This window comes from Agrobacterium sp. ST15.16.024, assembly GCF_027956545.1.
Taxonomy (GTDB): domain Bacteria; phylum Pseudomonadota; class Alphaproteobacteria; order Rhizobiales; family Rhizobiaceae; genus Agrobacterium; species Agrobacterium cucumeris.
Window position 1 is genome coordinate 136,909 of the sequence record NZ_JAQKGO010000010.1, and the last position, 10,394, is coordinate 147,302.

21 protein-coding genes and 1 pseudogene are annotated in these 10,394 nt (G+C 57.6%); all 22 read right to left on the minus strand.

Going from position 1 to position 10,394, the window contains the following annotated elements:
• Positions 1-142: 142 nt before the first annotated feature.
• A complete protein-coding gene (rplO, locus tag PL640_RS22335) occupies positions 143-622 on the minus strand; it encodes a 50S ribosomal protein L15 (protein ID WP_271363572.1) in 480 nt (159 codons plus the stop codon).
• 16 nt (positions 623-638) lie between these two features.
• Positions 639-845, minus strand: a complete 207-nt coding sequence (gene rpmD / locus PL640_RS22340; protein WP_003495212.1) for a 50S ribosomal protein L30 — start codon at positions 843-845, stop codon at positions 639-641.
• Positions 846-856: 11 nt separating this feature from the next.
• A complete protein-coding gene (rpsE, locus tag PL640_RS22345; protein ID WP_046798171.1) occupies positions 857-1,426 on the minus strand; it encodes a 30S ribosomal protein S5 in 570 nt (189 codons plus the stop codon).
• A gap of 119 nt (positions 1,427-1,545) precedes the next feature.
• Complete coding sequence (gene rplR / locus PL640_RS22350) at positions 1,546-1,908, minus strand: 50S ribosomal protein L18 (RefSeq protein ID WP_046798170.1); 363 nt, start codon at positions 1,906-1,908, stop codon at positions 1,546-1,548.
• Between the two features lie 12 nt (positions 1,909-1,920).
• Positions 1,921-2,454, minus strand: a complete 534-nt coding sequence (rplF, locus tag PL640_RS22355; protein ID WP_006313979.1) for a 50S ribosomal protein L6 — start codon at positions 2,452-2,454, stop codon at positions 1,921-1,923.
• Positions 2,455-2,496: 42 nt separating this feature from the next.
• A complete protein-coding gene (gene rpsH / locus PL640_RS22360) occupies positions 2,497-2,895 on the minus strand; it encodes a 30S ribosomal protein S8 (protein ID WP_003507786.1) in 399 nt (132 codons plus the stop codon).
• A gap of 12 nt (positions 2,896-2,907) precedes the next feature.
• A complete protein-coding gene (gene rpsN, locus PL640_RS22365; RefSeq protein WP_003495202.1) occupies positions 2,908-3,213 on the minus strand; it encodes a 30S ribosomal protein S14 in 306 nt (101 codons plus the stop codon).
• A gap of 33 nt (positions 3,214-3,246) precedes the next feature.
• On the minus strand, positions 3,247-3,801 hold the full coding sequence (rplE, locus tag PL640_RS22370; protein WP_142840172.1) for a 50S ribosomal protein L5: 555 nt from the start codon (positions 3,799-3,801) through the stop codon (positions 3,247-3,249).
• Complete coding sequence (gene rplX / locus PL640_RS22375) at positions 3,794-4,102, minus strand: 50S ribosomal protein L24 (RefSeq protein WP_046798168.1); 309 nt, start codon at positions 4,100-4,102, stop codon at positions 3,794-3,796. Before rplX ends, rplE begins: the two co-directional genes overlap by 8 nt.
• 12 nt (positions 4,103-4,114) lie before the next feature.
• Positions 4,115-4,483, minus strand: a complete 369-nt coding sequence (gene rplN, locus PL640_RS22380) for a 50S ribosomal protein L14 (RefSeq protein WP_003495199.1) — start codon at positions 4,481-4,483, stop codon at positions 4,115-4,117.
• A gap of 234 nt (positions 4,484-4,717) precedes the next feature.
• A complete protein-coding gene (gene rpsQ / locus PL640_RS22385) occupies positions 4,718-4,954 on the minus strand; it encodes a 30S ribosomal protein S17 (RefSeq protein ID WP_006313974.1) in 237 nt (78 codons plus the stop codon).
• An 11-nt stretch (positions 4,955-4,965) separates the two neighbouring features.
• Positions 4,966-5,166 (minus strand): 50S ribosomal protein L29, encoded by a 201-nt coding sequence (gene rpmC / locus PL640_RS22390; protein WP_271363573.1) that lies wholly within the window; start codon positions 5,164-5,166, stop codon positions 4,966-4,968.
• A gap of 12 nt (positions 5,167-5,178) precedes the next feature.
• The gene (rplP, locus tag PL640_RS22395; RefSeq protein ID WP_006313973.1) at positions 5,179-5,592 is read right to left on the minus strand and encodes a 50S ribosomal protein L16; all 414 of its coding nucleotides are present in this window, start codon (positions 5,590-5,592) and stop codon (positions 5,179-5,181) included.
• A gap of 38 nt (positions 5,593-5,630) precedes the next feature.
• The gene (gene rpsC / locus PL640_RS22400) at positions 5,631-6,362 is read right to left on the minus strand and encodes a 30S ribosomal protein S3 (protein WP_003516138.1); all 732 of its coding nucleotides are present in this window, start codon (positions 6,360-6,362) and stop codon (positions 5,631-5,633) included.
• The gene (gene rplV, locus PL640_RS22405; RefSeq protein ID WP_006313972.1) at positions 6,362-6,751 is read right to left on the minus strand and encodes a 50S ribosomal protein L22; all 390 of its coding nucleotides are present in this window, start codon (positions 6,749-6,751) and stop codon (positions 6,362-6,364) included. Before rplV ends, rpsC begins: the two co-directional genes overlap by 1 nt.
• A gap of 2 nt (positions 6,752-6,753) precedes the next feature.
• Entirely contained in the window at positions 6,754-7,032 is a 279-nt protein-coding gene (gene rpsS, locus PL640_RS22410; protein WP_003507772.1) for a 30S ribosomal protein S19, read from the minus strand.
• Between the two features lie 15 nt (positions 7,033-7,047).
• Positions 7,048-7,884: a 50S ribosomal protein L2 gene (gene rplB / locus PL640_RS22415; RefSeq protein WP_003507771.1), complete on the minus strand. Its 837-nt coding sequence runs from the start codon at positions 7,882-7,884 to the stop codon at positions 7,048-7,050.
• A gap of 43 nt (positions 7,885-7,927) precedes the next feature.
• Entirely contained in the window at positions 7,928-8,221 is a 294-nt protein-coding gene (locus tag PL640_RS22420) for a 50S ribosomal protein L23 (protein WP_003495178.1), read from the minus strand.
• Positions 8,218-8,838: a 50S ribosomal protein L4 gene (rplD, locus tag PL640_RS22425; RefSeq protein ID WP_010971963.1), complete on the minus strand. Its 621-nt coding sequence runs from the start codon at positions 8,836-8,838 to the stop codon at positions 8,218-8,220. The genes PL640_RS22420 and rplD overlap by 4 nt, the downstream gene beginning before the upstream one ends.
• A gap of 12 nt (positions 8,839-8,850) precedes the next feature.
• Positions 8,851-9,492 carry a 50S ribosomal protein L3 gene (gene rplC / locus PL640_RS22430; RefSeq protein WP_046798167.1) on the minus strand — a complete coding sequence of 214 codons (642 nt, stop codon included), beginning with the start codon at positions 9,490-9,492 and terminating at the stop codon, positions 8,851-8,853.
• Between the two features lie 168 nt (positions 9,493-9,660).
• Positions 9,661-9,969, minus strand: coding sequence for a 30S ribosomal protein S10 (rpsJ, locus tag PL640_RS22435; protein WP_003495158.1), 309 nt, complete (start codon positions 9,967-9,969; stop codon positions 9,661-9,663).
• 310 nt (positions 9,970-10,279) lie between these two features.
• A pseudogene (locus PL640_RS22440) lies at positions 10,280-10,394 on the minus strand (EF-Tu/IF-2/RF-3 family GTPase); the annotation flags it as partial.

Here is a 10,394-nt window from a genome sequence, read left to right on the forward strand (position 1 = left end):
ATGCTGCAAGCGGCGCGCATAACAGCTGCACCGCGAAGAGTTTGCCATGATGCATCTCTAAATCGATTTAGATCGAAAGCAACATTGGCCAGGGAGCGCAGACGCCCGGAGCACGAAGCCCCGGGCGCCTGAAGTCTATATATTACTCGGAAGCTTCGGCTGCAACCACGAGAAGCTTGATCGAGCCGCCGGCCTTCTCAATCTTTTCGAGTGCGGGCTTGGAAGCGCCGGCAACTTCGAAGGTAACCTTGGCCTTCAGCTCGCCGTCGGCGAGGATGCGGACACCGTCCTTGACGCGGCGGATAACGCCGGCTGCCTTGAGAGCAGCAGCATCGATCGTTGCGGAAGCGTCGAGCTTCTTGGCGTCGATGGCGGTCTGGATGCGGCCGAGCGACACAACAGCATATTCGGAGCCGAAGATGTTGTTAAAGCCGCGCTTCGGCAGGCGACGGTAGATTGGCATCTGACCGCCTTCGAAGCCGTTGATGGCGACGCCCGAACGAGCCTTCTGACCCTTCACACCGCGACCACCGGTCTTGCCCTTGCCAGAACCGATACCGCGACCTACGCGGATACGATCCTTGGAGGAGCCTTCGTTGTCTCTGATTTCATTGAGTTTCATGATAGGTTACTCCGTCTCACTTCTCGTCAACGACGCGAACGAGATGCTGGACCGCACGGATCATGCCACGAACCGCCGGAGTATCTTCCAGGGTGCGCTGACGATGCATCTTGTTGAGACCCAGACCGACCAGCGTCTGACGCTGGATTGCCGGGCGGCGAATAGGGCTGCCGATCTGTTCGACCGTAACAGTCTTCTTGGCTTCAGTAGTTTTCTTGGCCATGATCCAGCTCCTTATTCTTCAGAAGCGTTGCCGGACGCGGCGCGGCGAGCCTGAAGGGTCGCAAACTTAAGACCGCGCTGTGCAGCGATGTCCTTCGGATGAACCTGATGCTTCAGAGCGTCGAAGGTTGCGCGAACCATGTTGTAAGGGTTCGACGAACCGGTCGACTTCGCAACGACGTCATGAACGCCCAGCGTTTCGAAAACAGCGCGCATCGGACCGCCGGCGATGATACCGGTACCGGCCTTGGCCGAACGCAGCAGAACCTTGCCTGCGCCGTGACGGCCATTGACGTCGTGATGCAGCGTGCGACCATCGCGCAGCGGAACGAAGATCAGATCGCGCTTTGCGCTTTCAGTTGCCTTGCGGATCGCTTCCGGAACTTCACGAGCCTTGCCGTGGCCGAAGCCGACGCGGCCCTTCTGGTCGCCGACGACGACGAGAGCGGCGAAGCCGAAGCGACGGCCACCCTTAACAACCTTTGCAACGCGGTTGATCGCGACCAGCTTGTCGACGAATTCGCTATCGCGCTCTTCGCGGTTCTGGCGATCTTCGCGAGAACCTCTTTTATCCTGTGCCATTGTCCTTGTCCTTTTTCTTTTACGGGTGGAACGGCAAACGAAAAGACCAGCGGCCTCGATGAGGAGATCCGCATGGCCCGGTGAAATTCCGCCCGGATCGTTGCCCGGGCGGAAAAATATCAGAAGTTCAGACCGCCTTCGCGGGCAGCATCTGCCAGGGCCTTGACGCGGCCGTGATAGATGAACGCGCCTCGGTCGAATACGACATCCTTGACGCCAGCCTTGACGCCGCGCTCGGCAACCAGCTTGCCCACGACAGATGCCGCAGCAACGTCGGCGCCGGTCTTGAGCGAGCCGCGCAGATCAGCTTCGAGCGTGGAGGCAGACGCAAGCGTCTTGCCAGCAACATCATCGATGATCTGGGCGTAGATGTTCTTCGACGAGCGATGAACCGACAGGCGCGGGCGGCCGTTGGCAACCGCCTTGATCTGGCGGCGCACACGGCTCGCGCGACGTGCAAGTGCTTCTTTCCTGCTAGCCATTTCGCGTGATCCTTACTTCTTCTTGCCTTCTTTGCGGACGATACGCTCTTCAGCGTACTTCACGCCCTTGCCCTTGTAGGGCTCGGGACCACGGTATTCGCGGATTTCCGCGGCTACCTGACCGACCTGCTGCTTGTTGATACCGGAAACGATGATTTCCGTCGGCTTCGGCACGGCAATGGTGATGCCGACCGGCGGCTCATAAACCACGTCGTGGGAGAAACCGAGCGCCAGCTGCAGGTTCTTGCCCTGCAGGGCGGCACGATAACCAACGCCGTTGATTTCGAGCTTGCGTTCGTAACCGTCCTTAACACCCTTGAAGATGTTCTCGATCATCGTGCGGGACATGCCCCACTTCGAGCGAGCTTCCTTGGTGCCATTGGCTGGCGTTACGGAAACGCCGTTATCTTCGAGTTTCAGCTGAATATCGTCGTTTGCGACGAAAAACAGTTCACCCTTCGGGCCCTTCGCAGTGACCTTCTGGCCGTCGACATTGGCCGTCACACCTGCGGGAACCGGAACGGGCTTTTTACCGATACGAGACATTGTTCAATCCTGTCTGTTCGTTATGGAGATCCGTGCTCGATCTTAGAAGACCGAGCAAAGAACCTCGCCACCAACGTTCTGTTCGCGAGCCTGGTGATCGGCCATCACACCCTTCGGAGTCGAAAGGATGGTGATGCCGAGGCCGTTCGCGACCTGCGGAATGGACTTTACCGAGACATAAACCCGGCGGCCCGGCTTGGAAACGCGGCCGATCTCACGGATCACGGACGCGCCTTCGTAGTACTTCAGTTCGATGGTGAATTCGGACTTGCCGTTTTCGAAATCGACCTTGGAATAACCGCGAATGTAGCCTTCAGCCTGCAGCACGTCGAGAACGCGTGCGCGGAGGCTGGAAGCAGGCGTGCTGACCGCAGACTTGCGGCGAGCGGCACCATTGCGGATGCGGGTGAGCATATCACCCAAAGGATCAGTCATGGTCATGTGCCCGTCTCCTTACCAGCTCGACTTGACAATACCCGGCACCTTGCCGGAATTGCCCAGCTCACGAAGCGCGATACGCGACATCTTGAGCTTGCGATAGAACGCGCGCGGACGGCCCGTTACTTCGCAGCGGTTGCGGATACGCGTCTTCGAGCCGTCACGCGGCAGCGAAGCGAGCTTCAGAGTGGCCTTGAACCGGTCTTCGATCGGAAGGGACTGGTTCATTACGATCGCCTTGAGTGCAGCACGCTTGGTAGCCTGCTGGGCGACCGACTTGCGGCGGCGCTTGTTCTTTTCAACTGCGCTTGTTTTCGCCATATCGGAGTTCCTTTTCTACGCTCGTCGTTACGGTTAGTGACGGAACGGGAAGTTGAACTCTGTAAGCAGAGCCCGAGCTTCGTCGTCCGACGTCGCCGTCGTGCAAACGATGATGTCCATGCCCCACATCTGATCAACCTTATCGTAGTTGATCTCAGGGAACACAATGTGTTCCTTGATGCCCATGGCGAAGTTGCCACGGCCGTCAAAGCTCTTGGGGTTCAGACCCCGGAAGTCGCGAACGCGCGGCAGCGCGATGTTGATCAGACGATCAAGGAATTCATACATGCGTGCGCCACGAAGGGTAACCTTCGCACCGATCGGCATGCCTTCGCGAAGCTTGAAACCAGCGATCGAGTTACGAGCGCGGGTAACGACCGGCTTCTGGCCGGCAATCGCAGCCAAGTCACCGGCAGCAATGGTGGGCTTCTTGGAATCAGCAGTCGCTTCGCCAACACCCATGTTGATCACGATCTTTTCGATCTTCGGGATCATCATCACGTTGGCGTAGGAGAACTTCTCCTGCATGGCGCCGCGGATACGCGACACATATTCCGTCTTGAGACGCGGCTCGTACTTGTCAGCCATCGATCACTTCTCCCGAACGCTTGGCCACGCGGACCTTCTTGCCTTCTACAACAGAAAAGCCAACGCGGGTCGGCTTGCCATCCTTATCGGCGATGGCAATGTTGGAGATGTGCAAGGATGCTTCCTTGTTGATGATGCCGGCTTCCTGGCCCTGGGTCTGGCGCTGGTGACGCTTCACCATGTTTACGCCACGCACAACAGCCCGGTCTTCCTTCGGCAAAACCTGGATTACTTCGCCGGTACGGCCCTTGTCCTTACCGGTCAATACGACAACCTTGTCGCCTTTACGAATTTTCTGCATCGCGATTGCTCCTTACAGTACTTCCGGAGCCAGCGAGATGATCTTCATATGGTTCTTGGCGCGAAGTTCGCGCGGAACCGGTCCGAAGATACGGGTGCCGATGGGCTCTTTCTTGTTGTCGATAAGAACGGCTGCGTTGTTATCGAAACGGATGACGCTGCCGTCAGCGCGACGGATGTCCTTGGCGGTGCGCACGACAACCGCCTTCATCACATCGCCCTTCTTGACGCGGCCGCGCGGAATAGCTTCCTTGATGGAAACGACAATAATGTCGCCAACAGAAGCATATTTGCGCTTCGAGCCGCCCAGCACCTTGATGCACATGACACGACGTGCGCCGGAATTATCCGCCACGTCGAGGTTTGTTTGCATCTGAATCATGTCAGGTCGCCTTCTTGTTGTTACCGGAACGGTTGGGCAAACTCTCCCGAGTGAGCCCCCTGCTCCAGCTTATGAATATCTCTTTTTTTGCGCGGAAATGTCGTGACAGGGTGGTTTCCCGAAGGACCTTCCGTGCGCATCAAAGCAAAAGACGCTCGATTCACGAGCGTCCTTGCGCTGCTTCATACAGGAATTCGCGCCAAGTACAAGATGCCTGGCGCGATTCTGTTGAAATTAAGCCTGGGCGGCGACAACCGTCCAGCGCTTGTCCTTGGAGATCGGTGCGCATTCCTCGATGGAAACGACATCGCCGACCTTGTATTGATTGTTTTCGTCGTGTGCCTTGTACTTCTTCGAACGACGAACGGTCTTTTGCATGAGCGGGTGAGCGAATCGACGCTCAACCCGGACCACGACAGTCTTCTCGTTCTTGTCGGACACTACGACGCCCTGCAGAATGCGTTTCGGCATATTATTTTTCCTTAGGCCTTGGCTTCTGCCGCCTTCTGGCGGGCAATGGTTTTAACGCGGGCGATGTCCCTGCGGACTTCGTTGATGCGCGAGGACTTCTCCAGCTGGCCGGTCGCCTTCTGGAAGCGCAGGTTGAACTGCTCCTTCTTCAGATCGGCGAGCTTGTCCTTGAGCTGGTCGGCGCTGAGGCCGCGAACTTCATCGGCTTTCATGTGCCTTGCTCCTTACTCTGCGATGCGCTGTACGAAGCGCGTCTTGACCGAGAGCTTGGCAGCGCCGAGACGAAGCGCCTCACGGGCGATCTCCTCGGTAACACCGTCGATCTCGAACATCATACGACCGGGCTTGACCTTGCATGCCCAGTATTCGACCGAACCCTTGCCCTTACCCATACGAACTTCGGTCGGCTTCGCCGTTACCGGAACGTCAGGGAATACGCGGATCCACACACGACCTGCGCGCTTCATGTAACGCGTGATCGCGCGGCGGGCCGCTTCGATCTCGCGTGCATTCACGCGGTTCGGTTCCTGCGACTTCAAGCCGAATTCACCGAATGCCAGGTCAAAGCCGCCCTTGGCGACGCCCTTGATGCGTCCCTTGAACTGCTTACGGTACTTAGTACGCTTTGGCTGCAACATTTTCTTACTTCTCCGAGCTTATCTTTCGCCAGCGTCAATCAAGCGTTTTCGCGACGACGATCGGGACGATCGCCACGCTCACGGCTTGCAGGGCCCTGCGCATCGCCTTCGAGACCGCGACGCTCAGAAGCCATCGGATCGTGCTCAAGGATTTCGCCCTTGAAGATCCAGACCTTGATGCCGCAAATGCCGAATGCGGTTTCAGCTTCAGCTGTGCCGTAGTCGATGTCCGCACGCAGCGTGTGCAACGGAACGCGACCTTCGCGGTACCATTCGGTACGAGCGATTTCAGCACCGCCGAGACGGCCGCCGCAGGTGATCTTGATGCCTTCGGCGCCAAGACGCATTGCAGACTGAACCGAGCGCTTCATTGCACGGCGGAAAGCCACGCGACGCTCGAGCTGCTGGGCGATCGACTGGGCAACCAGAGTTGCGTCGATTTCCGGCTTGCGCACTTCAACGATGTTGAGGTGCGTTTCGGAGTTGGTCATCTCGGAAAGCTTCTTGCGAAGCTTCTCGATGTCCGCGCCCTTCTTGCCGATGATGAGACCCGGACGAGCCGAGTGGATCGTAACGCGGCACTTCTTGTGCGGACGCTCGATGACCACCTTGGCGATACCGGCCTGCTTGAGTTCCTTGATCAGGTATGCCCGGATCTTCAGGTCTTCATGCAGCAGCTTGCCGTATTCCGCGGTGTCAGCGTACCAGCGGCTATCCCAGGTACGGTTGATGCCGAGGCGGAAGCCGATTGGATTGATTTTCTGACCCATTATGCGGCCTCCCCTTTTTCCTCAACTTCACGAACAACGATCGTGAGGTGAGCGAACGGCTTTTCAATGCGGGACGCACGACCACGGCCACGAGCGTGGAAACGCTTCATGGTGATGGACTTGCCAACATAGGCCTCGGCGACGACGAGAGCGTCGACGTCGAGGTCATGGTTGTTTTCCGCATTGGCAATTGCAGATTCCAGCGTCTTCTTGACGGTGCCTGCAATGCGCTTGCGGGAGAATTCGAGCTCGGCGAGAGCGCGATCAACCTTCTTGCCACGGATAAGAGCGGCAACCAGGTTCAGTTTCTGGGGGCTGACGCGGAGCGTACGGGCAATGGCCTGAGCCTCATTGTCCTTCAGCCGGCGTTCGGTCTTAGCCTTCGCCATGATTACTTCCTCTTTGCCTTCTTGTCCGCGCCGTGACCGTAATAGGTACGGGTCGGAGAGAATTCACCGAACTTGTGTCCGACCATGTCTTCGTTGACCGAGACGGGCACATGCTTGCTGCCGTTATAAACGCCGAAGGTCAGACCAACGAACTGCGGCAGGATCGTGGAGCGACGGCTCCAGATCTTGATTACTTCGTTACGTCCGCTCTCGCGTACCTTCTCAGCCTTGGTGAGAAGATAGCCGTCAACAAACGGACCTTTCCATACTGAACGAGCCATTAGTGACTACCTCTCTTACTTCTTACGCTGATGGCGCGAGCGCATGATGAACTTGTCGGTCGACTTGTTCGAACGGGTGCGCTTGCCCTTCGTGGGCTTGCCCCACGGAGTAACCGGGTGACGACCACCCGACGTGCGACCTTCACCACCACCGTGCGGGTGGTCGACCGGGTTCATGACGACGCCGCGAACGTGCGGACGCTTGCCACGCCAACGCGAACGACCAGCCTTGCCGTCGTTGATGTTGCCGTGATCCGAGTTCGAAACAGCGCCGATCGATGCGAGGCAGGAGCCGTGCACCAGACGCTGTTCGCCCGAGTTGAGACGCAGGATGGCCATACCGGCATCGCGGCCGACGAGCTGGACATACGTACCGGCGGAGCGGGCGATCTGACCGCCTTTACCCGGCTTCATCTCGACGTTGTGGATGATCGAGCCGACCGGAATGTACTGAAGCGGCATGGTGTTGCCGGGCTTCACGTCCACTGCCTTGTCGGAGGCGATCACCTTGTCACCAGCAGCGAGACGCTGTGGCGCGAGAATGTAAGCCTGTTCGCCGTCGGTATACGTAACCAGCGCGATGAACGCGGTGCGGTTGGGGTCGTATTCCAAACGTTCAACGGTGCCTTCAACGTCGAACTTGCGACGCTTGAAATCCACCAGACGGTAGGTCCGCTTGTGACCGCCACCCTGGAACCGGACGGTGATCCGGCCCTGGTTGTTGCGGCCACCCTTGGAGCTGAGGCCCTGGGTCAGAGCCTTTACCGGCTTGCCCTTGTAGAGCGAAGCGCGGTCCACGATAACCAGCTGGCGCTGGCTTGGCGTGGTCGGATTGAAACTTTTCAATGCCATTTTATTGTTCCCTTTTGGGTCTTTGCCCGCTTGGGCCTAACCTTTAGAGTCCGGTGGACACGTCGATGGATTGACCTTCGGCGAGCGTAACGACGGCTTTCTTGACGTCTTTCAGCTTACCGGCGAACCCACGGAAACGACGGGTCTTACCCTTGCGGATAAGCGTGTTCACAGCCGTGACTTTAACGCCGAAGAGAGCTTCCACGGCAGCCTTGATTTCAGGCTTGGAAGCGCTTTTGGCGACGTTGAATACGACCTGGTTCTGTTCGGATACCAGCGTCGACTTTTCCGTGATCGAAGGAGATACGATCACATCGTAGTGGCGAAGATCCGTCATTTGAACCGCTCCTCCAGAGCCTCTACAGCAGCCTTGGAAAGCACCAGCTTGCCACGGCGCAGGATGTCGTAAACATTGATGCCCTGTACCGGCAGAACGTCCACATTCGGGATGTTCTGGGCTGCGAGCTTGAAGTTGCCATCAAGTTCAGCGCCACCGATAACGAGAGCGTTGGTCAGGCCAAGCGAAGCGAAGCTGCCCAGCAGAGCCTTGGTCTTTGCTTCAGATGCAACGAGCTGATCAACGATGATCAGTTCTTCAGCCTTCAGCTTTGCAGACAGGGCGTGACGCAGAGCAAGCGCACGAACCTTCTTGGGAAGGTCATGGGCGTGGCTGCGAACGACCGGGCCGTGGGCCTTGCCGCCGCCGCGGAACTGCGGTGCGCGAGCCGAATGGTGACGAGCGCGGCCCGTACCCTTCTGCTTGTACATCTTGGCGCCGGTGCGGGAAACTTCCGACCGGTTCTTGGTCTTGTGGGTTCCCTGCTGCTTCTTTGCAAGCTGCCAGCGAACCATGCGGGCCAGAATGTCCTGGCGGGGGTCGAGGCCGAAGATCTCATCCGACAGAGAAACCTTGCCGGCGTCTTTTCCCTCGAGGGTCTTGACGTTCAATTCCATGATAAGGCTCCCTTACTTCGCAGCCGACTTGACGGCGTCGCGGACGATGATCCAGGAACCCTTGGAGCCGGGAACTGCACCCTTCACGAGGATGAGGCCACGGTCTTCATCAGTCGAAACGACTTCAAGGTTCTGGGTCGTAACGCGCGTCTGGCCCATATGACCAGCCATGCGCTTGCCCTTCCAGACGCGGCCCGGATCCTGGTTGTTACCGGTCGAACCGTGTGCACGGTGCGATACGGAGTTACCGTGCGAAGCGCGGCCACCACCGAAGTTGTGACGCTTCATAGCACCGGCAAAACCTTTACCGATCGTGGTTCCAGTGACGTCCACCAGCTGGCCGTTCTGAAAATGAGTTGCGGTCAGTGTTGCACCGATGTCGATCAGGTTCTCGGGGGAAACCCGGAACTCGACGAGCTTGGCTTTCGGTTCGACATTGGCAGCGGCAAAATGACCGCGAAGCGCCTTCGTCGTGTTCTTGACCTTGGACTGGCCGGCACCGAGCTGAACTGCGGTATAGCCATTCTTGTCTTCCGTGCGCTGGGCAACGACTTGTACGTTATCCAGTCGCAATACTGTTACGGGGATATGTTCACCTGCGTCGTTATAGACGCGTGTCATACCCACTTTCTGTGCAATCACACCTGAACGCATTGGTTCATCCTCTTGCGAGCCTTGAAGGGAAAACCCTCTCTGGCCTTTGTTAAGGAGTGCCCTTCGACATCTCACGATGTTTCCGGTCTCCGGTTTGGAAGTCGTTGGATTGCTCCACGTACCTTCCTTGTTATTTCAGCCCTCACCTTGGATGGATCGGGCCGGGTCTTAGAGCTTGATTTCCACGTCAACGCCAGCAGCGAGGTCGAGCTTCATAAGAGCATCGACAGTCTGCGGGGTAGGGTCAACGATATCGAGAAGACGCTTGTGCGTCCGCATTTCGAACTGTTCACGGCTTTTCTTGTCAACGTGAGGAGAGCGGTTGACGGTAAACTTTTCGATGCGGGTAGGAAGCGGAACCGGGCCGCGAACGCTGGCGCCGGTGCGCTTTGCGGTCGACACGATTTCACGGGTAGAGGCATCGAGGATCCGGTGATCGAACGCCTTGAGGCGGATACGGATATTCTGGCCGGTCATTCGTCTTGTCCTTGTTCTTTGTTATTCGTTTCCGCACGCGGAAACACATGAACTTCTATTGATCGTGGCGCCGCAGATTTTCAAAAATCGAGAGAGATGCGCCTCGCACCCCAATCATTTCAGTAGTCTGTATTGCTAAAACACCGCGTTTCGCAAATGCGTGCGAATCCAGCGGTGAGTGTGAGTGCGCGTTTACGCGCTTTCACCGAATTTTTCAAGCACTAAAAATGCAACGCCGCCAGGCTTTTTATTAAAAGCCCGACGGCGGTGTTTGTGACACCGCCGTCGGAGCGAATTTTAAAAGTCGAAATTACTCGACGATCGAGGCCACGATGCCGGCGCCGACGGTACGGCCGCCTTCGCGGATAGCGAAGCGCAGCTTTTCTTCCATCGCGATCGGAACGATCAGCTCGACTTCAACCGTG